Here is a 23,849-nt window from a genome sequence, read left to right as displayed (position 1 = left end):
GGCGCCCCCTTGCAGGGGCGCCGCTTGGCGGTTTCAGGGCTTTACGCTTCGTGCAGCCGGTTCTCCAAGCAGCTCAGGGAGCGTAACCATTTGATAGCCTTTGCTGCGGAGCAGCTTGATCAGTTTGGGCAGCGCCTCTAATGTTCCCGATAGATCCTGGCCGATGCCTCCGCCTGCATGCTGAAGAATAATGGAGCCCGGCTGCAGGGTTTTCTTGATGTTAAACAATATCGTACTGCTGTCGATGCCCCGCCAGTCGACGGAGTCGACATCCCAGTTGACGGCAATATAACCGTTTTGCTTCATCCATTCAATTTGCCCGGGCAGTACTTCCCCATAGGGCGGTCTGATTAATCTGGGACTATATCCGGCGAGCGGACGCAATATGGCGTCCGTATTGCGGATCTGCTGCTGGAAGGCAAACAGGGAAATACGCGAGAATACCGCATGATTATAGGAATGGTTGCCGATTACATGTCCTTCCCTGCCAATGCGCCTGACTATGGACGGATAAGATGCGGCGCGCGATCCGACTACAAAAAAAGTCGCCCTGACTTTATGGCGGGCCAATATATCAAGCACCTTGGACGTGTAGCGGGGATCAGGCACATCGTCAAAGGTAAGCGCAACCTTCCTCTCCTTGCGCGGGCCGCCAATAACGAAGGTCCCGGGATAACGCTGCTGCAGATCCACCCAGGATGTCGCGTCACGGCGCGAAATTTTCTTTTTCTTCTGCTGGCCTGTCTCCCTGCTCTGGAAGGAAGGCTCGCTGACGCCGGGTATGCTAAGCGGCAGGCTGCCGGGCTCGTTCTGAAGTTGAATATGTAAGGAAGCCGGGAGCTTATCAAGCGGAGCAGCATGAAGTCTTTGCACCGGATCAAATGAACCGGAGAGTAACATGACCGCGAGGAGGATAAGAACTGTTTTTCGTATAGAGCGAACGCCATGATTATTCCGCTGCATGTAAACCCTCCATATTTTGATGATTTTGATGAATGACAAGCCATTCCTTCTTGCGCTTTATTCATTGTGCCCCTCTGTTTTCCGATCATGCATGCGAAGCAGCGGATAACCGTCGATGACATGAAGCGAAGCTGCCTGCAGCGTTGGCGGCAAGGTCCGTTCCGGGGCAGCTTTCTGCAAAAATAACTTTACAGATGAAGAATAAAACCGCTAACATGGAAAGTAATCACAACAGCAAAGGAGTTATAGAAATGCCTACAATTGATAAGCCGCTTGCTGAATTGCAAGCGTATTCAGGAAGAAATCCCCGGCCTGCCGATTTCGATGATTATTGGGACAGGGCCCTTAATGAAATGCGTCAGACCGAACCGCAGATCGAGCTTGTTCCAAGCTCCTTCCAGACACCTGCTGCGGAATGCTTCGATCTTTATTTTACAGGTGTGCGGGGTGCCCGGATTCATGTTAAATATGCCCGTCCCCGTCAGGCGGACACGCCCCGGCCGGCGGTTTTGCATTTTCACGGTTATTCCGGGAATGTAGGCGATTGGCATGAGCGTCTCGGTTATGTCTCGCTGGGGTTCTCGGTATTTGCCATGGACTGCAGGGGGCAGGGCGGACTTTCACAGGATGTCGGCGGTGTGACCGGCAATACGCATCACGGACATATTATCCGCGGGTTGGATGATCAGCCGGATAACCTGCTGTTCCGGCATATCTTCTTGGACACGGCGCAGCTGGCTTCCATTGTCATGCAGATGCCCTACGTAGACCCGGAGCAGGTATTCGCAACTGGCTGGTCGCAGGGAGGCGGTCTGACCATTGCCTGCGCTTCGCTGGAGCCGCGTATACGCAAGCTGGCGCCGGTCTATCCATTCCTGAGCGATTACAGGCGCGTATGGGAGATGGATCTGGCGAAGGACGCCTATGCCGAGCTTCGCACCTATTTCCGTCATTTCGACCCGCAGCATAAGCGGGAGGATGAAATTTTCACCAAGCTGGGCTATATTGATATTCAGTATTTGGCCGAACGCATTAAAGGCGAGGTACTGATGGGAACAGGTCTGATGGATACGATATGTCCGCCTTCCACTCAATTTGCCGCTTACAACAAGATAACGGCGCCAAAGCGTTTGGAAATTTATCCGGATTTCGGGCATGAAGGGCTGCCTGGACACCATGACAAGATTTTTCAATATTTCTTGGGGAATTACTAGGAGAGGCAGGAATCCTTTATGCTTAAGCTGGAGAAACGGGACAAGCTTGTCATGATCGGTGATTCCATCACGGATTGCGACCGGGCAAGACCGGTAGGGGAAGGGTTGTTCAATGCGATTGGCAGAGGATATGTCGGCGTGGTTGACGCACTGCTGACGGCTGTATATCCGGAGCTGGGCATTCGGGTTGTCAATGTCGGAACAAGCGGAAATACGGTAAGGGACCTGAAGGACCGCTGGCAAACCGATGTCATTGACCTCAAGCCGGATTGGCTGTCGATCATGATCGGAACCAATGATGTCTGGCGGCAGTTCGACGTGCCTGCAATGACGGAGGCCCATGTGTATCTGGAGGAATACGAGCAGACCCTTGAAGAGCTGGTTGCCCGAACAAGACCCGTTCTGAAGGGATTAGCGCTTATGACTCCGTTCTACATCGAACCTAATCCAACCGATGCGATGCGTGAAACGATGGATCGCTACGGTGAAGCAGTGAAGCGGATTGCGGGGAAGTACGATGCGGTTTATGTCGACACCCAGGCGGCATTCAACCGCCTGCTGGAGCATTTGTATCCGGCTACGCTTGCTTGGGACCGGGTCCATCCGTCGCAGACCGGACATGCCGTTCTGGCCAGATCATTCCTGCAGGGGATTGGCTTCGACTATAATCAAGGGCTTGTATGAACCGATTCTACTCAACCTGTCAGTAAAGATAAATTCGAAAGCCGCTTCCGCCTCCATGCGGATTAAAGCGGCTTTTTTGTTTTTCAGGGATATATTGGCAGGAAAAAAGTCCGAATAAGACATGATATTGTCCCGATAGAGCATGAAACCGAACTGTATAATGCGTTATTATAAATAATATAAAAACGAGTGAATTACTTGGTATTAATCCGGGGCATCCAGCAGGAAGGAGCAATCTACATGACCGTCAAGACGTTATCGGGATACCGCAAAAATGCTCAAGGCATCTGGGTACAGCGATCTTCCCATGGACAGCACAACGTGTTTGATGAGCACGCGCATGATTTCATCGAGCTGGTATATGTGGTTCAGGGCGAAGGCTTGCATCTCATTGACCGTTTTCCCTACGAGGTGCGGGCGGGCGATATGTACAGCATTCATCCCGGCGAGCGGCATGCCATTGAGCATCTGAACGGCTCCGGGATCGAGATTATCAATGTTCTGTTTGTTCCGCAGTCCCTGGCGGGCTGCCTTCCTGGTGATGATGAGATGTCCGGGACGCTTGCTTTTATCACGCCATTCATGGATGGCAGCGGCAGGCTGCCCCGAAAAATGACCCTGAGCGCCGAACAGTCATCGGCCATCGTCGGCATTTTGGAGGATATGATTGCCGAGACCAAGGATGAGGATTCAGGCTCACCGCTGCTGATTCGCTTCAAGCTGATGGAATTGCTCGTTCTGTTATCCCGTTTCTATGAAAAACGGGAGACGACAAAGCAGGTCTCCTATGCCTGCGGCGGCCACGAAATTCTGACCCGCCGTGTCCGCGTGTTTCTGGAAGATCATTTTCATCAAAAGCTTACACTTGCTTATCTGGCTCAGGTGTTTAATCTGAGCGAGCGGCATTTGGGCCGCGTGTTCAAACAGGAGACAGGCAGAAGCGTCAATGAGATGCTGCAGCATATCCGGATCGAACGCGCCAAGCAAATGCTGCACGAAACGAACCGGAGCATGGAGGTTGTTGCGGAGTCCGTCGGATTCGCCAATGCCTCCTTCTTCTCCCGCCTCTTCTCGCGAATCGTGGGAGCTACTCCGGGGGAATATCGAAAAATGGCCAAGAACCGGCGAATCTCCTGATCAAGGAGAGGATTCTCCGATCGTCAGGCCAACAGGAAATTAATCGCGAGGAGAAATGAACATGTATAACGAACAAGCCCCGAGGGGCAACCGCAGTCTTCGGCTTTTGCTGGTATCTCTGACGTTAATCGGCTCTCTGCTTCTCTCCGCCTGCTCCAGCAGCGGCAAGACTGGTACTGATGCCGGAAGCGCTGAGGGCGCGAATACGACAGGCGAAGCCCCGCTTGAGCTGACCATTCAGACGATTACGCCAAGCACGCCGCCCGCGGCCGATGATAACGTGATCAAGCGCGCTATTGAAGCAGCAACCCATTCGAAAATGTCGATTACATGGGTATCCAACAACATCTACACCGAGAAGCTGAATGTGACGCTGGCTTCCGGAAATCTGCCGGATCTCTTGATGGTGAATGACCCGTTCTCTACCGCATTCCGTACAGCTGTTGCGCAGGGCGCATTCTGGGATATCACCCCTTATATTAAGGATTACCCCAATCTCTCAAACAGCATTTCCCAGAACGCATGGAATGTAACCAAACAAGCAGACGGAAACAACTACGGGATTCCTCGCCCGCGTCCGGAAGAGGGAGAGAGCTTCTTCATCGTCCGCAAGGATTGGCTGGATCGCTTAGGCCTGCAGGTGCCAACCACGACAGAAGAATTGTATAAGGTGGCCAAAGCTTTCACGGATCAGGACCCGGACGGCAACGGTAAAGCCGATACGGTCGGTATCGCGGCTTATCTGGATGCCAACGATACCAATCTCGGTCCGGTGCTTGGGGCGGTTGAGAACTCCTTTACGGGTGTGAACGGCAGTTGGAAATGGGACGGGCAGCAGCTCGTATACTCCGCTTTTCTGCCGGAGGTGCGCGAGTCCTTGGAGTATCTGGCCAAGGCCTACCGGGAAAAGCTGATTCCGCAGGACCTGTTGTCGCTGAAGCTGACGGACAGCCGGGATCTGTTCAAGTCCAACAAGGCCGGCATCATTGTGGACAAGACAGGTACTCTGCATGTATATGCGGATGATCTGAAGAAGATCGATTCCGGATTTTCATTCGCCGATTTCTACCCGGTGACCTCGATTGACGGTTATACACCAAAAGGTACGGGCTTTAACGGGATTCTGGCCATAGCGAAATCCGTGCCGGAGGATAAGATGAAACGGATTTTGAAGCTGATCGATACGTGGATGAATCCTGAAGTGTTTGAAATTCAGAAGTACGGAATTGAAGGCCGCGATTATAATCTGGTGGATGGTCAAAAGGTTATCGATGTCGATCAGAGAACAAAAGATAATGCGTCGGATTTTAATCAGATCGTCAATATACTGCTCCCTGCTGAAACCGTTGGCTCCACACCCGAGGAGACGGAGGCGCTCAAAATCTTCAAACAGGTGCAGGATGCGCAAACCGGCAGCACTGCCGACCCGACGGTTGGGTTGGGATCGGAGACCGCCAATGAAATTCTGCCGGATTTGAACAAAAAAATCCAGGATTTAAAAGCTAAAATCATCTTGGGCAACGAGCCGATTACAGCTTGGGATGAATTTGTAGCCGCACTGAAGCAGGATGCCGGCGTAACGAAGATGACCGAAGAAATGACTGCAGCCTATAAGAAGCGTACCGGGCAGTAAGACGGCTGATGCCGCTTCACCCTTAAGCTGACGGTCCATAAGGAGGAAAGCGGCATGAAGGCTATGAAAGCTGCCGGTCCTGAATTACCGAATCAGGCAGGAAAATGGGGCAGGCTCGGCAGGAGGCTGTATCGGGACAGATCCCTGTACCTTCTTGCCCTGCCGGGAATTCTTTTTCTGATCTTGTTCAAGTATGTGCCGATGTGGGGCATTGTCATTGCCTTTCAGGACTATTCGCCCTTCGCCGGAATTTTGCATAGTCCTTGGGTGGGTTTGAAGCATTTTGAACGTTTTTTTGCCAATCCGGATTTCTGGATGCTGTTCCGCAATACGATTGCCATTAATCTGCTCAGCCTGTTTCTGTTTTTCCCGCTGCCTATTCTGATTGCGCTGATGCTGAATGAGCTGCGGAGCGTCTTGTTCAAGCGTCTCGTGCAGACGGTAATCTACCTGCCCCACTTCTTGTCCTGGGTCATTATCGCTGGTCTGACGTTCTTCCTGTTCGCCAAAGGCGAAGGACTCGTTAACGATATTCTGGAGGCGCTTGGAAGACCTCGATTGGGCGTGCTTACGAATCCGAATGCCTTCTGGCTGATGGTGACCCTTCAATCCATCTGGAAAGAGGCCGGATGGGGAACCATTCTGTTTCTGGCTGGCATTGCCGGAATCAACCCCAGCCTTTATGAAGCTGTGAAAATGGATGGAGCCGGACGTCTGAGGCAAATGTGGCATATTACGCTGCCAGGCCTTCGCTCCGTAATCGTGGTGTTATTTATATTGAAGCTCGGCGACATGATGGATGTCGGCTTTGAACAGATTTTCCTTATGTATAACGGTGCCGTATCCAATGTGGCAGAGGTATTCGACACTTACGTGTACCGGCTCGGGATCAAGCAAAGCCAATTCAGCTACAGCACGGCTGCAGGGCTGTTCAAATCTCTCGTCGGGCTTGCTTTGGTGCTGATTGGAAATAAAGTGGCCAGGAAGTTCGGCGAGGAAGGGGTGTTTTAACAAGTGATCAGGTCGAGTATGTCGGACCGGCTCTTCCGTCTGATTAACGGGGGGCTGCTGGGATTGATGGCGCTCCTCACCTTTTTCCCGATTTATTATGTAGTTGTTATTTCATTCACCGATTCAACGGAGCTGCTGGCCAAGGACTATATCCTGTTCCCGTCCAAATGGTCATTCGACGCCTATAGTTATCTGTTATCCACCGATGCGTTCCTGCGCTCGCTCGGCAACAGCGCCTTCCTGGCGGTCGTCGGCACCGTATGCTCGCTGGCTGTTACCTCCTCCTTCGCCTATGCCCTTTCCCGGAAAAAGCTGATGGGACGCAGATTGCTGATGCTGCTTACCCTGCTCACCATCCTGTTCAGTCCGGGTATTATTCCGAACTTTATTCTTATTCGCCAATTGGGCCTGCTTGACAGTTTATGGTCCTTGATTCTGCCGGCCATGGCAACCGGATGGAATATATTGCTGATGAAAAACTTTTTCGACAGTCTGCCGCAGGAGCTCGGAGAATCGGCTGCCATTGACGGCTGCGGCGAGACGCGGGCCTGGGTCTCGATCATGCTTCCCTTGTCGCTTCCTGCTCTGGCGGCATTCGGGTTGTTCTATGCAGTGGGCTTCTGGAATCAATTTTTTACCGCCCTGCTGTACTTGAATGACTCCTCCCGCTGGCCGATCCAGGTTCTGCTGCAGAATATGCTGCTGAATGCCTCCAATACGGATTTGGCCGTTCCTGGAGAGTTTGTGGAGGTTCCGCCCTCAGAATCGCTCAAGATGGCTGCCGTTGTTGTGGCGATCGCTCCGATAGTTATGGTTTATCCGTTTTTGCAAAAGCATTTTGCCAAAGGAGCCATGGTTGGCTCTATAAAAGGTTAGGTTTGGAGATGAAGCATATGAAACCCGATATCATTTTTTTGATGACCGACCAGCAGCGCTGGGATTGCATCGGTCTGTATAACCCGGCAATTAAGACACCGAACATCGACAAGCTGGCCGAAAGCGGTATTGTCTATAACCAGGCAGTCTGTCAGGCGCCGATGTGTGTGCCGAGCCGCAGCTCCATGATGCTGGGTTTGTATCCTTCCCAACTGGGCGTGCGGACGAATCATGGAGGTCTCTACGACGAAGACAAGCTTCCTGCCGATCCGCTGCCAGAATTGATGCGCAAGGCGGGATACCAGACGGCAGGATTCGGCAAGACGCATTGGAACCATGGACACCGGAATCCCGTTCCGCCTACGAGAGGCTTTGAAGTGCGCTCGGTCGGACTTTCCCGGGAGAGCGGCCACTATGAGGACGGAGCTGTGATGATGGGAGACCATGATCCGGAAGGGCTGCGGGCTTATGGCGAGGAAACGGCCCTTTACGGCAGCGGGGAAGAAAATGCGCTAGGCTATATGGGCCGAACGAGCGGAATACCGATGGAACAGCACCGCGACGGCTGGGTAGCCGGGCAGTGTCTGAATTTTCTGGACGGCGGCATCGATCCGGATCGTCCCTTGTTCCTTTATCTGTCCTTTCTGAAGCCGCATGCCGGGTTCAATGTGCCGCAGGAATTTGAGGATCTGTACCGGCTTGAGGATATTCCCGATATCCCGCAGCCGCCATGGGAGGACGAGGAGGGAACGCATTTGTCGGCTACGGACGGCGTGAATACAGGCAGCCGTCGAATGTATCTGGAGAGACGCGAGGCCTGGGAAGCGATGAGTCCGCTTGAGCGCAGACGGACTACGCTGCGTTATTATGCAAATTGCAGCTGGCTGGATCACTATTTTGGCCTGGTGATGGAGTCGCTGGAGCGCCAGGGAAGATTGGACAATGCCCTGATCGTATTTCTGTCGGATCACGGCGAGATGCTCGGCGAGCGCAGATACCGCTTCAGCAAGTATTGTCTGTACGACTCCAGCGTCAGGGTGCCGCTCATATTGTCCGGCTCCGTGATACCCGGGGACAAACGCGGTACAGTCGATGAGCGTCAGGCCGAGCTGATTGATCTTGTGCCAACGCTCAGTAAAATAGCGGGATTGCCGCGGAACCCGATTCTGCCGGGACTTGATCTTCTGGGTGAGCGCAAGCGCCGGGGAACGTTCAGCGAGTTTCACGGCAAAGGGGCGGAAGGACTTCATTCGGCTCCCTGCTATATGTGGCGCAAGCGGGATTGGAAGCTGATCATCTACTTATCCGGTACGATTGAGGATGCCATCGAGCGGGTGGATGAGGCGCACGGAGAATTGTATAACCTCCGGACTGACCCCCAGGAATGGTATAATGTTTATACTGAAGCGGAGTACCAGCCGGTTCGGGAACAGCTGAAGACGGAGCTGCTGCTTCATCTGGCAAGCGTCTGGTCGAGGGGACCGTTTTTTTATGACCGCCATGGATACGCCTCTCTGGGGTGAATGCGGGCATAGAAGATGATGAATCAAGCGGTGCAGACGGAAATAGTCCGGGAGAAGCATAATAAGCTTTATACCCCCGCGAATACCAGATGACGTTTCCGCAAGCGCAGCCCGGTTGTTTGACCGATCCTTTAGAAGAAGCTGATTGTTCATACGAAGGAGGCTTGAATTTATGGATTGGAGCCGTTTTAAACATCCGCATGCGGAAGACCGGATTCATCCGTTCTGGTTCTGGAATGGAGAAATGGCGGATGATCAGATCAAGAGGCAGATCGGGGAGATGGCGGACAAAGGCGTAGGGGGATTTTTTATTTGCCCGCGCCAGGGGCTTGAAGTGCCTTATTTGTCTGAACAGTGGTTTCAGAAGGTTCGTCTGGCAGTGGAGTATGCCGCAAGCCTTGGGCTTCAGGCATGGCTGTACGATGAATATCCCTACCCCAGCGGCATTGCGGGCGGCGAGGTGACCCTGCTGCATCCGGAAGCGAAGCATTATACGCTGGAGACCATTACCCGCAGAGCAGAGGGCGGGCGCAGCGTGCGGGAGGAACTGCCCTGGGCGCGGATATTGTCCGCTCAGGCGGTACCGGTTGGTGAAGGAGGCCAATTGAATTGGGATGAGGCCGTCGATATCCGCGGATCAATAGGCAGCAGGCAGACACGACGCATCTTCCAAAAAGCCGGGCTAACGGCATATAACCGCAAGCGCTTCTTTAGTTATGGAACCGCTTACGAGCTGATCTGGGACGCTCCGGACGGAGAATGGGAGCTCATTTTGTTTCTGGAGAAGGAACTGGAGGATTTCAAATATTACGGGACATTTGTTGATCCCGGCAACCGTCAGGCTGTCGAATCCTTCATCCGGCTGACCCATGAGAAATATGCCGACCATGTAGGCGACTTGTTCGGTGACCCCATTAAGGGGTTCTTCGGGGACGAGACGGGGTTTCTGGGCAGCATCCCTTGGTCGCCGCAGCTGCCGGCAGCTTTCAGGGAGCTGCATAACTATGATTTGCGTGATCATTTGCATGCGCTTCTGTATCCGGATTGTCCGGATGGCGCACGGATCCGTTACGATTATTTTCAGACGGTTCATCTGCTGCTGCGCTCCAACTATCATCAGCAGCTTCATGATTGGTGCGGGGAGCATGGGCTTGCTTATGTGGCCGAGGCGCCATCGGTACGGATGACGACACAGCGGTACAGCCACATTACAGGCGGCGACTCGGCCCATGAAAAGCTGGGACGGCCGCTGCACTGGGTGCTGGAGAGGTATGCGGGGGAGATGCGTTATAACCCGAAGATGGTCAGCTCGCTGGCCCGTCAGCTGGGAAGGGAGCGGAATCTGATTGAATGCTTTCATAGCGTAGGCTGGTCCATGACGCTGCAGGATGCCAAATGGATGATCGATCGGCTGGCCGCGCTGGGAACAAATCTGTTTAATTTTCACGCGTTCTTCTATACGCTGGATGGCCTCTCCAAGCATGACGCGCCTCCATCCCAATTTCTGCAAAATCCTTATTGGCCATATTTTCGGCAGCTTGCCGATTATACAGGCCGACTCAGTTATATGATGAGCCAGGGGGCTGCAGACATTCGGATCGCGGTGCTGGACCCTGTAACAAGCTTCTGGACGCATATGGGCAATCCTCTGCATGGATTCAAATATGCGGGTGAAGATGAGGAGCAAAAACGGAGACTGGAACGTCTTCACGGGGACTGGAAGGCATTGTCGGTGCATCTGCTGGAGACACGCCGGGATTTCGACCATCTTGATCCCGAGCTGCTCCAGGAAGCCGACATTAACGAAGGCGTCGTCACAATCGGTCATGCCCGTTATGAAGCGATTCTGCTGCCGCCGGTAACGAATCTGGAGGCGGGAGCATGGAAGGCCCTGAAGACTTTCGCTGCACAGGGAGGCATAGTGATCGGGATGGGGCTGCTCCCGTATGAGGTTATCGCAGCGGATTGCCCCTCGGAAGACGAGGCAGCGGCTTTCTTCGGGGTAGAGCAGTCCCCGCGCGCCGGTTACTGGGAATCGGACAGAACGGGATCGGCAGAGAGTCAGGATTCCGGCCGGATTGGATACCGGAAGGGACCAGCCGGTTCCGTATATTTTATCCCGTGCGGCACTTCGGGGCCTTTTCAGCTGGTGCTGGATCATGTGACCAGGCTGCTGGATGATTGTCTCCCGCAAGCGGTAACGGTCAAGGCGGCTTCGGCAGACGAATATCTTCCGCTGCTCATGCAGACGCGCTGGCTCGAAGAAGATACGGGGATGATTTTCCTGACAAATCAGGAAGGCCGTCCGCTTTCGTTTATATTAAGGGTGGATGCGGAGCTTCTGCCGGACCGGGGCGGACATGTCCATGGGGAAGCAATGGTTCTGCTTCCGGCAGATTTGATCACAGGCGAGGTGGGCCATGAACCTTATCTCTCGCACCCGGAATATGATTGGAATGCGCGGCCGGACGAATCATCCCAGACTGGCGGCGGAGCTGCAGCAGTCAGGCTTACGCTTGCGCCTTATGAATCACGGCTGATCCTGGCGGTGCAGAAGGAACGGGTGAGCGGGATAGCCGGCAATCGAAACCCCCGTCCGGGGAGGGAAACGGAAGGCGGTTCATTCGAACGGCCGCAGGAGCATACTGGCGCGAAGCGGGAAGCCCCGGAATGCAATTCTGGAAAGTTGCACAATCCTGAACAGGAGTGCATCAGCATCACTTCGGAAGCGCAGTGGATTGTGGAACCGCTTGGTCCGAACATGATTAGGCTGGACCGGTTTTCCCTGCATCTGCCTGGTGAGGAAGAGGGAATTCTTGTCGGGGTCAAGACATTCATCGATCAATGCGAGGATCTGGCCGCCGTTCAGGCTCTTCCTGTAGCATTCCGGCAATCCTTCGGCACTCCGATGAAAGTAGGAATGGACTATCCACTTGAGGTAACCTATCGTACAAGATTGCTTGTGACAGATCTTCCTGCCGAATGCTCGCTTGTCATGGATGAGCTGGCAATCTCAGGCGAGTGGGTGCTGATGGTTAATGGAACGTCATTTCGCCGTGATCAGTTTCGAGCTACCGAGTTGTATGATTACCGGAACATCAGCAGCGATATTGCTTCGATGCTGCGCGTTGGCGACAATGAAATTTCAGTCAGCGTTCGAATATCGAGCGATGAAGACGGGCTGCTCGACGCGATTTATCTGGCAGGGTCATTCGGGGTCGAACTCCAGCCAACCCTTGGTTCCGCGCTTCCGGTGATATCGGCTGTACCGCGGACAGCGGCTTCGCTTCCTCATCACTACACGGAGGGCTTTCCGTACTATGCAGGCGCCTTGCGGTTCACCCGACAGCTGGATATGAGCCTGCCTGCCCGGACGGATGAGATAGATATACAGTTTGCCGACTGGGAAACGACACTTTCGGTTCAGATAAGACTGAATGGTCATGATCTGGGCGTACAATCCTGGTCGCCCTACCGCTGGAGAGCGAGCTCCGCTCAGCTTCGATCCGAAGGCAATACAATAGAGGTGGACATAACGAATACGCTGGTGGGGCTGCTCGAAGGAGCGTATTTTGATTACAGGGAGCACAAGCTGCAGCCTTTAGTGCCCTGAACCTCTCAAGCAGCCGGCGGCTGAGTACGAAAAAGCCCCTTCTCGCGGAGAGAAGGGGCTTTGACTTCAGCTTTTGACTATATTTTGAAAATCGATACGGTACGTTGAAGCTGAACGACCATCTGCTGCATTTTTTCGGTCTCGTCGACAACCGCCTGCACGGAGCCAATCTGTTCATTCATGGAGGCGGATACCTGCTCGGTGCCGGCAGCGGACTGCTCGGTGATTGCGGATATATTCTGGATCGCTCCTGAAATCTTACGGGAGCCTTCCAGCATTTGATCGCTTTCGCTGGAGAATTGGTAGATCTGCTTGGTTATAAAATCAACGCTGGCGACAATCTCGGAGAAGATATGCTCCGATTCCTGAAGCATATGAGTCTGCAGCTTAACGACTTCTTCGTTGATTTTAATATTTTCGATGGCCTGCTTGACTCCGGAATCGATGCTGCGGACAAGATTGAACACTTCTTTGGTCGAGGCGGTCGATTCCTCCGCCAGCTTGCGCACTTCCTGTGCGACAACTGCGAATCCTCTGCCATGCTCACCGGCGCGCGCCGCCTCGATTGAAGCATTAAGAGAAAGAAGGTTCGTCTGCTCGGCCAGATCGGAGATTGTGCGCGTTATCGACGAGATGCCCTCCGCATTGCGGGCCAGCTCCTCAATTGTAGCCGCAACTGTAGAGGTTGCTTCCACATTGCGCTGCATGCCGACCGTCTGGCTGTCTACAGCTTTGCGGCCTTTCTCGACCAGGATCAGCGTTTGTTCGGATTTCTCGTTCATTTCCTTGGTGGAATGGGCGTATGAGGCTACTTTGTCCTCGATTTCCCGGATTGACTCAGCCATATCCGCCACATCCCCGGAAATTTCGTTAGCTCCGGTTGCCAGCTCTCCGGCTGATAAGGCGACCTGCTCCATGATCAGCTTCAGATCCTTGTTCTTGTCAAAAATATTCCGGCTGGTGTCGTTCACGATGCGGGATATATTGGACGTGTCCTTCAAAATTTCACGCAGCTTGTCAATCATGCTGTTAAAGGAATGGCCCAGCTGTCCCAGAGAGGAGGATGAGGATACGTCAACCTTCTGGGTAAAATCTCCCTTGGCGATGCCAAAGGCAATGGAAGAGATTTCGTCAATAGATGAAGTAAGCGCTCTCTCGATCACACTCACAAGGGGATACGTAATCGCTGCCGCGACTAAAATGATGATGAGCCCAAGGAGTAAGCTGCTGCCTGTAATGATCAATCCCAAAAGCAAGGCGATCGAGAAAATGCCGACGATTGAATAGCACCCGATCAGAAGTTTGTTGCGGATGGACAATGAATAAAACCATTGCATGAGGCAGGGCTCCTCTTTATTAGAATAATCTCATTATATTCACAATGGAGAATTTTGTCTATATTCGTCTAATGCAATCGTACTAAGTCGAAAGAATTAAGTAAGGATTATGTAATAATCCAGTATCGAGCCTTTTCGCTGTAATGATTTTGTAAAAATATGTTGAAGGAACCATAAAGCTGTCTTATAATAGGCCTAATGTATTATTTGTAAGCTTCAAGAAAATAAGGATTCAGGAGGGGGTTTACTATGAGTTTGGAAACGATGTCATTGGCGCGGCAAGTGGATTATGTATTCAGACAGCTGGAAGAAGAGCTGATTTCGGCTGTTGCAGGGACTGTTTTTATACATATTCGGAATAATGCAGTCGGCAAATACGGAGTCAGGCACAATCCCATTGAGAGCAAGAATGGTGAAATCGGCCAAACAGAGCAGGGTATGACCGCTTCCCAGGTGCAGTCCTTTCGCCAGATGGCAATAGACTCGCTGAAGCTTAAACGGAATTGGACTCACGGTGAAATTTTGTATGATTTTTCAGTACGGTCGAGCACGGGCGCTTGGTCGGCAAGTATTCTTTTTGAATCGAATTACAATTTGGCCAATGGCATGTTTCGCTACCAGCCGAAATATTCACAGCAGGCGCTTCGTGATGCTCCTTAGCATATATTCAGGGGACGCCCCCCAGCAAACAAAGGGCTATCGTCGACCTTCGGCGGCGTTTCTTCTTCGATTGTAGACTTCTTATCATTTAAGAAAATGCTGCTCCGCATATAAGCGGGCAGCATTTTTTCAATTATGCGGGATTTGATGCTCCATCAACCATTAACGAAGCGGCGCTGTTATTGTGCGTCCCATGTCCCGGATAAGGGTTCCTACATCTTCCGAGAAATTACGGACAGGATGGCCATCCATAGGCAGCATTTGATTCTGAAGGCTCTTGATGCGGGAAAATAACTGTCCATCCGTCGTTACGTGAACGGCATAACCCGGCTCCGCCCGTTCAACGGTTTGCTTCACTTGCCGCTTCACCATTTCGGTGTGGACACCCTTCTTGACAGCGACACCGACAACGGCGTCGCGGTTGTTAAGAATGACAGTTGCTCTGTCCACGCCATGAACTTTGGAAACATGCTTGGCGATTTTCTCGGCAGTGGTCATGTTTGCAGAAGCACGCGGATGCTGCTTTTGCTGCGGATGCGTTTCTTTCATCAGCATACGTTTATCCGTGGTGGACTGCGTTTTGTAATTATTTGTTTTTACTTTGTCATGCTTCGCGGTACATCCGGTCGAGGCCATAACGAGAAACAAGGAAAGAACCAGCATTGCGGATATCTTATACATTGGTTTTCACCTCCTGAAGATAGGATTCGCGATGAACATCAAAACCATGCTGGTAATATTTCAATTGGAATTTTTGATGGCAGCCTGTTTGCGGTCTGATTCCGCCACGGAATATTTCATTAATTCGGAAACGGTAATCAGGCGGTAGCCTCTGGCTCTGAGCTCCGGAAGAATGACTCTCAATGCGGCAGCAGTTTGCGATTTCCCCTGGACATGATCATGGAAAAGCACAATATCCCCGTTTCTGGCATTTCCCAGCACCTTGTCCAAAATCCGTTGAACGCCTGGCCGGCTCCAATCCCGTGTATCCTGATGCCAGGACCACATGACAGGAAAAAGGCCCATTTTATTGGAAACCTTGACGATCGTATCGTCATACATGCCGCCCGGAGGACGAAATAACGACGACTTGCGGCCGATTACCTGGAATATTTCATTTTCCGTGCTCTCGATTTCCTGGCGGACTATTCTTTCCGATGACGGGATTCTGAAGTAAATATGGTTATAGGTATGGTTTGCAATCTCATGCCCTTCAGCGGAAATCTGATTCAGAATATCCGGATACAGCTTCACTCTTTTGCCTACAACAAAAAAGGTGCATTTGGCATCGTACTGCCTGAGCAGATCGAGAATTTCCAGCGTCTGAACGGGATCCGGCCCGTCATCGAAGGTGAGCGCCATCACTCTCTGCTTCGTCTGTACCTCCCAGATCATTTCTCCTTTTTTCTCATAATAAAAACGGTCCTTCTTGAATGGTGCGCCTGCGCCATCAGCTTCATTTGCGAACAGCATCATCGAAAGGCTAACGATCCCCAGCAGATATTTGTGTACGAGCATGAATCTCCATCCTTTGCAAGGTGCATCATTCACACATTTGTTGACGATAAGCTTTAATGTTTCAAAAATACCGGTTTCGCATACATCTAAGTTAAGCAAGTAAATCCGGAAACACAAAAAAAATGCTGCCTCGCTGAGCCGGGCAGCATTTTTCGGTATTGGCGAATCCTAATGGCGAATGTTGCTTCCTGCCAATTGTTGTTCCGCGATTTGAACAAGTTTGCGGGTGATGTATCCACCCAATGCTCCTGTATCGCGGGTAGCCATATAACCGTAATAGCCGTCTTGCGGAATTTGGATTCCAAGCTCCTGCGCCACTTCGTATTTCATTTGGTCCAAAGCTGCGCTGCATTGAGGTACGACTAATTGGTTGCTGCTGCGGGATTGTCCTGCCATTATATTCACCTCCTAAGCTTTCTTGAGCCTTATTATGTTCCTGTTGGAATCTTTTATGCAGAATAAAAATGATTTTTTTCAATCCTCTAAAATTCAAGCCAACCAGCTGGCGCTCAGAGGTCAAATTCATAATCCGGGTAGACATACGGCGTGGAAGGAGGAGTGATCGTTTTGATTTGCGCCGCTTTAAGTATAACGATCGGGTTTCCTTCAAAAATGCCCACGGTCACGGTGCCGCGCACATTCAGCCAGACATCGTCATCGTAATCTGCAGCTTGCGGATTTTCGATCATCAGACCGTACGGCAAGGAGTCCGCGGAGCAGCAGTTCATCGCAAACCGGCTGACGGCCAGCTGCGACGTTCCCATCCCTTCCTGCCTGTAGACAAACCCGCTGATTTCAACCGTTTTGCCGATAAAATTGTCCCGATACAAGTCAAGCGCAGTCAGCGTCTCCATATACTGCTTCTCGGGGATTACAATTTCGTTCAGCCCATACAGTCTTTTGCCGAGCCGGGCATAGGAAGCCGTATATTCATCCGCGGGAAACAGCGCATCCAGATCTGTGTTGTCCGCATCAGGGAACGGCTGCGCCTCCGCATTCTCCGGTATCACAAAACTTCCTGTGCCGTTCAGGCTGATCCCTTTTTTGGATGCTGCAGTGCTTCCAAGCATCGTGTCCGGCAGAAGGAATCCCATAATCAGCGGGAGTATAAACAAGCCGTAGATGAGCGTATTTTTGATAACCGAAGGAGATGGCTCGTGATCGCAGTCATGGGCAGCCGTCCGATTGCCGACCCATACCTGAACGGCGGAATAGAGCAAATAGATGGCTGTTGCATACAAGCCGATTGCCGAAAGCTTGACATAGAGAACCATGCGCGGCGCGATATACAGCGTCATACTGCCGCTGCGTACAAGATCGATTATATACAGGGCGAAGCCGGTCATGATCATGGCGCGCAGCAGATGGTGAATAATCGTGATCTTATCTTCCTTTGTCATGGGGGACGCTCCTTTGCTTCACTATCAGGATGGATAAAAAACCAGCTTCTCCATAACCATGGAACCCATCAGCACAGCGACGAACAAGAACGCGATAATCGTCAGAACAACCTTGGTGCGGAAGGCGGAGAAGAGCATAAGGGTGCTTTTGAGATCGACCATGGGTCCGAATACAAGGAAGGCCAGCAGTGCGCCGGGCGAGAACAGGCCGCTGAAGCTTGAAGCAACGAACGCATCCGAAGTGGAGCAGAGGGACAGGGCGAAAGCAAGAACCATCATAAAGATATGGGAAACGAAGGGTTGATCGGTGATCGAGTCCAATAATTGACGGTCGAGCGCGGTCTGCAAGGCAGCGGTAATAAATGCGCCCATAATCAAATATTTGCCGATATCAAAAAATTCATCTGATGCGTGTGCGAATGTAGCGCTGATCCGTCCGCGCAGCCCATTTCGTCCTTCGCTGTGATTATGGCTGTGTTCATGATGATGGTGAATAGAATAAGGGTGAGCGCTCCTAAGCGGGTTTTTACGGAGAAAACGGTACAGCAGCAGCCCCAGCAGCACACAGACAACAAAGGTCAGCCCCATTCGGGAGTAGGCCATAAGAGGCTCAGAGCGAAAGGCGGTGAAGGTCGAAGTAAATACGACCGGATTAATAATCGGTCCTGCGAAAATAAATACAAGTCCTATGTAGGCAGGCATGCCTTTGCGTATGAGACGGCGAACTACCGGAATCATGCCGCATTCGCATAAAGGCAGCAAGAGTCCCAGCAGGCTTCCGAACAAGACCCCGACGACGGGGTTTTTAGGCGTCAGCCTGGCAATCATTTTGTCAGAGACAAACACCTGCAGAAGGGCCGAGAACAGCACTCCAAGCAGGATGAAAGGAAAGGCTTCGAGGATGATGCTGATGAACAATATTTTAAAGGATTGTATCGATGGATTGGTCAGGATCAGATCCGTAAGGCCGTCTCTGGTCCATATGCGGGCAAGTATCACCAGGCAGCCTGCAGCGAGCAGCGGCGTACCCCATTTATAGATGATTCTCAAAGGACAAACTCCCCCCTTAAACTTCCGTTCTTATACAATATGCAGGCTTGGCCTTATGAAGGACAGCCTTTCATAAAGTTATTTCACCGCGCCTGCAAAAATGGCTGCGCCGGATTTAAATCTGCCCAGTTGATTTGATAGTTATATCAAAAATAGTCATTGCCAAATGAGGAGCAAAGAGGTACAATCACTAACGTTGATAATGATTCTCATTATTGCTCTGTAGATGATAATGAGTGTATCGGATTGGGGAGAACAGCGGTCATGATAAGTAAAAAGAAAATGAAAAAAACAGGATACAGCATTACGGCAGCGATGCTTGCCTGTGCGTTAGCAATTACCGGCTGCAGCGATGGCGTGAAGGTTAATGTAAAGGATTATTCATTCGACACGGCAGGGAACATGTTCGCCTATGCGGAATTTGAGTTATCCGGCGAGCCTCTGGCCGAATCGCTTGGACTGGATCTGGATGTGCTGGATGCCGGGAAGCCGGATTCGCCAACGGCATTCGATTATATAGCAGGGATCGAATCCTACGAGTACTCGGAGGAAGCGATGTACGAGGTGGTGGAGAAATCCGGCATGGGGCTGCATCTGGCAAATGGCCCTGCTGTAGCGGACGAGGCCAAGAAAGCCGGCCAATCGCCTAATGAACTGCTTGCTTCGCGCTTCCTGAAGATGGCAGACAGTGTAGGACAGCCGGCGGATCAGATTCAGCAAAATATGTTTCCGACCTTCATTGAATATGCTGCAGGCGATCCCCATTACGCGCAGAAGGTCGATACCGGCAAATACGCCGACGGCGAGAATGGCACGTATATTCCTAATTACCAAGTGGATTTCAGCTCGCTGCGCTGGGACCGCGACAAAATGAAGAAGCAGTTTGTTCCAGCCGCGTATGGCGCAACGATGCTCAAGCAGTCTCTATGGGCCGGCGATTTTCTTGGCAATCTGCACAATGCGGAGTCGGATGAGGAAGTGGATGCATCCACTGCTGCAGAAGGACAGGAAGCCGATCAGGGGCTGAAGCTGGGCGTCAGCTCGGTTGACGGCATGCAGGGGATGATCCTGACCGAGGAAGTCTGGAATAAGCTCCAGTATGTGCGCGATAATCTGTTCTATGACTCTTCTTTGCAAGGACTGGGCGCTTTAGGCAAGAATGCGACCAATGTCTATCTGCCGCATGCCATTGACGTTGAGGAGAATGGGGATAAGGATTATCCGAATGTAAAAGGCTTGAAGGTAAACGATGGAAGCAGTTCATTGCAGGATCAATGGCTGATGCTGTGGCCGACCTCGGAATTTTACGGAATGACCGATCAGCGTAAGGATAACCCCAACCGCAATCCGGCATTTGCCCGCGTGTTTGATGGGGATCCGTTCCCTGCGGCGCCTGCAGCCAATACGGATAGCGATCCAAGCAACGATGTCGTCTCCAATGATCCTTTTACCATTGCCAGCGATGTTCTGCTTGCCGTATTCGATAATATCAAGACGCGTCACTGGAATAATGATGCCGGCACGCTCGTCACGTCCTTCGACGGCGGCAAGCAGGGAACGGCTGTGGATACGTTCCAGGCGGGTTATACGATAGAGGCGCTGCGCATGTTCGAGCGTGCGATCGACGGCTTGCCTGTAGGCTACGCGAATGGCGATGCGGCTGAAGGCTTGAAAACAGCGGCAGGGGCCGAAGCCAAAGAAATGATTATCAGGCAGGCAGATTTCATATTGTCCGCGCTTATCAATAAGGACGGCCTTGCCGTGAGCGGTTATGACACAGCCAAAGATGAAGCCGGACAAGACACCACGCTGCTTGCCCAAGAGGGCGCGATCCGCGGTTTGACCTCGGCCTTCCTGGCAACAGAAGACGAGAAATACCGCGATGCTGCCCGCCACCTTTATGCGGCGATGGACAGCAAGCTGTGGGATAACGGCATCAAAGCTTATAAAACCAATGGCGACGAGGCATCTTATGATGCTTTTGCCGCAGGCGGCGTATCCGCTATGCTGCGTCTCGCACTTTTGCACTTGAAAAACACGGGCAGCGAAAGCGATGCGCCCAAAGCGCTTGAACAAAGCGCGATCCAGCAGCGATATGTCGACTTCTACCGTCAGGTGATCGATGGACCTTCGCTTGAGGAAGGGATGCAGGCGAGCGAGTTCTGGGATACGGGCGACTTCTATAAAGAAGGCGATGACTCCGGCAATACCGATGGGGACACAGTGCCTCAGATTCAGAAGGGACATGGTGACAATGGCATTTCCCCGGTTCTTCTTCCGGTTGAAATCTCGAAATAAACCATCGCTTGCTTGGAGGCTGGCGGCGGGTGCATCTGCACTCGCCGTTTTGCTCTTCTTATCTGCATGCTCCGGGGAAGAGAAGGAAGTCCCTTCCGGCCCGCAGTCAGGCAGCAGCATTGTGATGAGCGAAGATGGCAGAACCATCTATGTAGCTAATGGCGATACCAATACCGTCTCCATCGTTGATGCGCGAACCCGCAAGCTGGAGAAGGAAATTCCGGTAGGCAAAGAGCCGCGTGAGCTTGCACTGTCTCCAGACGGAGAAACCTTGTATGTCACCTGCCGCTATGCAAACAGTGTGGAATGGATCGATATGGATAAAGGCAAGGTGCTTGGTTCGCTGAAGACTGGAATAGAGCCGTATGGCATTGTGAGCAGCCCGGATGGTTCGCGTCTATATGTCACCAACTATCGTTCGGGCACGATTAGCGTGGTTGATGCGGCTAAGCGGACCATCATCAAGCAGCTGCCCGCTGGCGATAATCCAAGAGCGCTGGCTTTGAGCGGGGATGGCAGTAAGCTCCATGTAGCTGAATATTTGAGCGCCAAAACCCATGTATTCGATACGTCCTCCATGGCTGAGCAAGCAGATATCAGGCTTGGCGCTTCTCCGGATAAGAAGGACCGCAAGAAGAGCCAGGGAACACCGAACACTGTCGAGCAGATTCGTCTGTCTCCGGATGGCAAGAGTGCCTGGGAAGCCCATCTGCTAACCAATACAGATACGCCGATACAGTTTGAAGAAGTGATTTTCCCCTCCTTGTCGGTTCTGGATCTGAGCGCGAATAAGGAGAACGGCAAGGACCGCAAGGAACTGTTCGACTCCATTGACGTCCAGGATAAATTCGGCAAGTCGACAATCGTTGCCAATCCGACAGATATCCTGTTTTCGCCGGATGGGAACAAGGCATATGTGCTGATGGGAGGAAGCGAGGATCTTCTGGTCTTTGATCTGTCCCGGGGTGGCCGGGCAAGCCAAATCATCCGCCATCTGCCTGGAGACTTTCCGATCGGCATGACCATGTCACCGGATGGCCGCATTCTATACGTTCATAATGCCAATTCGCATGATATGACAACCATTGCGCTTCCCGGAGCCGAAGAGGGCGGGCAAGCGCACGTCGATGGCGAGCCTTCGAAGTTAATCCGCCAGGATCGTCTGACTGCCGAGCAGCGTCTGGGCAAGACCTTGTTCTACAGCGCCAATTCGGATGATTTTCCGTTAACCGGCTCCAACTGGATGAGCTGTGTGTCCTGCCACTCGGACGGCGAGGTGGATTCATTGACGCTGACGACTTCCAAGGGGCCGCGGAACGTGCCAAGCAATGTCCTGGCGTTCGAGACCGGCGTGTTTATGTGGGACGGCAGCCGCGATGATTTCGGCGATTACATTCACACCATTCAAGGAGAAATGGGCGGAATGTCAGATGTAGACCCTGCCAAGCCATATCCGGCAGATATACAAAAGCTCTTTGACGCGCTCGAGGCTTATATGCGGATGCCGGATGCTTTCCCGGTTCCTTTGAGTCCTTACCGGACGGAGGACGGTCAGCTCACGGCCGATGCCGAGGCAGGCAAGCAGTTGTTCGAAGGGAAGGCGCAGTGCATCACCTGTCATGGTGCAGATGTGATGACTGACAGCGTGAAAGCCGTTAATGGCAATGGAGCGTTAACGACGGACAATAAGGATTTTCTCCATAATGTCGGCACTGTCAGTCCAACGGACACCGATTATGCCGGCGACGCCCGCGCAGCCTTTACGAATAAACGTGAGCGGGGCTTCTATGACACGCCGACGCTGCGCGGTGTTTACGCGACAGCCCCCTATCTGCACGACGGCAGCGCGGCCACCCTCAAGGACGTGATTGAACGCGCAGGAGACAAGCACGGTAAGACATCGGGGCTTAGCGACAAGGAAATAAACTCCTTGGTTGCGTATCTGCAGCAGCTGCAGTAATGGCGGCTCCCTCCCTAAATCCCTCCTGAGGAGGGACCCCAGAGGGGGCCGCCCCTCTGGACTCCCGGAAATATGTAACGTGGGAGGGACACAGCAGCGTGTTAGCTCATTCGTGCTATGCTCGTTTTCGTCCCTACGGGACACACTTTAATTCTGGCGCACCGGTGGCACCAGATGCCCCTTCGGGGCTGGAATAACGTGGGAGGGACACAGCCGCGCGTTAGCTCATTCGTGCTAAGCTCGTTTTCGTCCCTACGGGACACACTTTAATTCTGGCGCACCCGTGGCACCAGATGCCCCTTCGGGGCCGGAATAACGTGGGAGGGACACAGACGCGAGTTAGCTCATTTGTGCTAAGCTCGTTTTCGTCCCGAACGGGACAGACTTAACTTTAATGCGTCTTAAACGCATCTTCCTTTTCCAAATATTGTTGCTGGCAGTGACTGAAGACGGATCTCTGATCCGCCAACGTTAGTCAGGGACGAAGTCCACCAGGTACCATGCGAGCGTGGCAAGGAAGTGTGTCCCGTTAGGGACGAAAACGCTCCTACGCAAAAAGCGGCTAAACAACGTTCCTCTGCTCCTCCCACGTTATTCCATTCCGGGAGTCCAGAGGGGCGGCCCTCTCTGGGGTCCCCCTCAGGGGGATTTAGGGGGGATTGACATTCATCAAGGGAAGAGTATAATCATCATAACTGCAATGAAGGGAACAAGTAAGCATGAGATGAGCGCTTCAGAGAGCCGGTGGGTGGTGCGAACCGGTGCAAGCGTCTGTTGCCGAATGGGTCCTGGAGCCGAGATGAGGAAAGCGAGCGTACGATCGTCCGTATGCATCTCCGTGTCGTTCCGCGTTAGGGAACTTGAAGGCTTGTTCTGCGTGGATATTTTCTGGCGCTTACAAGCAAATTAGGGTGGCACCACGGTCCTTCGTCCCTTTCGGCGTAGGGTCTTTTTTGTGTTCATTTTGAGGCT

Annotated in this window: 18 protein-coding genes and 1 other annotated feature; of the genes, 11 read left to right on the top strand and 7 right to left on the bottom strand. The window is 52.4% G+C overall.

From position 1 onward, the window contains the following. Window positions 1-33: 33 nt before the first annotated feature. Window positions 34-963, bottom strand: a complete 930-nt coding sequence (locus ACFOLF_RS10115) for a polysaccharide deacetylase family protein (RefSeq protein WP_210038355.1) — start codon at window positions 961-963, stop codon at window positions 34-36. A gap of 251 nt (window positions 964-1,214) precedes the next feature. Here ACFOLF_RS10115 and ACFOLF_RS10110 point away from each other — a divergent pair, with 251 nt between their 5' ends. The 8 genes from ACFOLF_RS10110 to ACFOLF_RS10075 all read left to right on the top strand — a co-directional run bounded on the left by ACFOLF_RS10110 (window position 1,215) and on the right by ACFOLF_RS10075 (window position 12,654). Continuing rightward, the gene (locus ACFOLF_RS10110; protein WP_210038356.1) at window positions 1,215-2,177 is read left to right on the top strand and encodes an acetylxylan esterase; all 963 of its coding nucleotides are present in this window, start codon (window positions 1,215-1,217) and stop codon (window positions 2,175-2,177) included. An 18-nt stretch (window positions 2,178-2,195) separates the two neighbouring features. Beyond that, a complete protein-coding gene (locus ACFOLF_RS10105) occupies window positions 2,196-2,861 on the top strand; it encodes an SGNH/GDSL hydrolase family protein (RefSeq protein WP_210038357.1) in 666 nt (221 codons plus the stop codon). A 240-nt stretch (window positions 2,862-3,101) separates the two neighbouring features. Then, the gene (locus ACFOLF_RS10100) at window positions 3,102-3,998 is read left to right on the top strand and encodes an AraC family transcriptional regulator (RefSeq protein WP_210038358.1); all 897 of its coding nucleotides are present in this window, start codon (window positions 3,102-3,104) and stop codon (window positions 3,996-3,998) included. 61 nt (window positions 3,999-4,059) lie between these two features. Then, window positions 4,060-5,631, top strand: a complete 1,572-nt coding sequence (locus tag ACFOLF_RS10095; protein WP_210038359.1) for an extracellular solute-binding protein — start codon at window positions 4,060-4,062, stop codon at window positions 5,629-5,631. 63 nt (window positions 5,632-5,694) lie between these two features. Beyond that, entirely contained in the window at window positions 5,695-6,642 is a 948-nt protein-coding gene (locus tag ACFOLF_RS10090) for an ABC transporter permease (protein ID WP_379114093.1), read from the top strand. 6 nt (window positions 6,643-6,648) lie between these two features. Next, window positions 6,649-7,518 carry a carbohydrate ABC transporter permease gene (locus ACFOLF_RS10085; RefSeq protein WP_379114095.1) on the top strand — a complete coding sequence of 290 codons (870 nt, stop codon included), beginning with the start codon at window positions 6,649-6,651 and terminating at the stop codon, window positions 7,516-7,518. Between the two features lie 17 nt (window positions 7,519-7,535). Then, window positions 7,536-9,041, top strand: coding sequence for a sulfatase family protein (locus tag ACFOLF_RS10080; RefSeq protein WP_379113944.1), 1,506 nt, complete (start codon window positions 7,536-7,538; stop codon window positions 9,039-9,041). 172 nt (window positions 9,042-9,213) lie between these two features. Then, the gene (locus tag ACFOLF_RS10075) at window positions 9,214-12,654 is read left to right on the top strand and encodes a glycosyl hydrolase (RefSeq protein ID WP_210038362.1); all 3,441 of its coding nucleotides are present in this window, start codon (window positions 9,214-9,216) and stop codon (window positions 12,652-12,654) included. 77 nt (window positions 12,655-12,731) lie between these two features. On the opposite strand, the gene ACFOLF_RS10070 is transcribed toward ACFOLF_RS10075, so the two are convergent. Next, window positions 12,732-13,991 carry a methyl-accepting chemotaxis protein gene (locus tag ACFOLF_RS10070; protein WP_210038363.1) on the bottom strand — a complete coding sequence of 420 codons (1,260 nt, stop codon included), beginning with the start codon at window positions 13,989-13,991 and terminating at the stop codon, window positions 12,732-12,734. A 249-nt stretch (window positions 13,992-14,240) separates the two neighbouring features. Between ACFOLF_RS10070 and ACFOLF_RS10065 the strand changes: the two genes are divergently transcribed. Next, entirely contained in the window at window positions 14,241-14,651 is a 411-nt protein-coding gene (locus ACFOLF_RS10065; RefSeq protein ID WP_210038364.1) for an O-methyltransferase, read from the top strand. Between the two features lie 162 nt (window positions 14,652-14,813). Here the strand turns inward: ACFOLF_RS10065 and ACFOLF_RS10060 are convergent, their stop codons facing one another. From ACFOLF_RS10060 to ACFOLF_RS10040, 5 genes are all read right to left on the bottom strand, one after another. After that, a complete protein-coding gene (locus ACFOLF_RS10060) occupies window positions 14,814-15,332 on the bottom strand; it encodes a YhcN/YlaJ family sporulation lipoprotein (protein ID WP_210038365.1) in 519 nt (172 codons plus the stop codon). A 60-nt stretch (window positions 15,333-15,392) separates the two neighbouring features. Then, window positions 15,393-16,169, bottom strand: coding sequence for a polysaccharide deacetylase family protein (locus tag ACFOLF_RS10055; protein ID WP_210038366.1), 777 nt, complete (start codon window positions 16,167-16,169; stop codon window positions 15,393-15,395). Window positions 16,170-16,337: 168 nt separating this feature from the next. Next, complete coding sequence (locus ACFOLF_RS10050) at window positions 16,338-16,568, bottom strand: small, acid-soluble spore protein, alpha/beta type (protein WP_379114097.1); 231 nt, start codon at window positions 16,566-16,568, stop codon at window positions 16,338-16,340. 110 nt (window positions 16,569-16,678) lie between these two features. Further along, window positions 16,679-17,569 carry a TIGR03943 family putative permease subunit gene (locus tag ACFOLF_RS10045; RefSeq protein WP_210038368.1) on the bottom strand — a complete coding sequence of 297 codons (891 nt, stop codon included), beginning with the start codon at window positions 17,567-17,569 and terminating at the stop codon, window positions 16,679-16,681. 24 nt (window positions 17,570-17,593) lie between these two features. After that, a complete protein-coding gene (locus ACFOLF_RS10040) occupies window positions 17,594-18,619 on the bottom strand; it encodes a permease (RefSeq protein ID WP_210038369.1) in 1,026 nt (341 codons plus the stop codon). Between the two features lie 282 nt (window positions 18,620-18,901). Between ACFOLF_RS10040 and ACFOLF_RS10035 the strand changes: the two genes are divergently transcribed. Together ACFOLF_RS10035 and ACFOLF_RS10030 are read left to right on the top strand one after the other, a co-directional pair. Next, window positions 18,902-20,917 (top strand): hypothetical protein, encoded by a 2,016-nt coding sequence (locus tag ACFOLF_RS10035; protein WP_210038554.1) that lies wholly within the window; start codon window positions 18,902-18,904, stop codon window positions 20,915-20,917. Next, window positions 20,874-22,877: a beta-propeller fold lactonase family protein gene (locus ACFOLF_RS10030; protein WP_210038370.1), complete on the top strand. Its 2,004-nt coding sequence runs from the start codon at window positions 20,874-20,876 to the stop codon at window positions 22,875-22,877. The genes ACFOLF_RS10035 and ACFOLF_RS10030 overlap by 44 nt, the downstream gene beginning before the upstream one ends. A gap of 691 nt (window positions 22,878-23,568) precedes the next feature. Beyond that, window positions 23,569-23,815: a binding site (T-box leader), on the top strand. Window positions 23,816-23,849 lie beyond the last annotated feature (34 nt).

The sequence above is a fragment of the Paenibacillus sepulcri genome (assembly GCF_042647105.1).
GTDB classification, from domain to species: domain Bacteria; phylum Bacillota; class Bacilli; order Paenibacillales; family Paenibacillaceae; genus Paenibacillus_Z; species Paenibacillus_Z sepulcri.
Note: the sequence above shows the minus strand (reverse complement) of the source record. Positions and strands in the feature narration are given on the sequence as shown.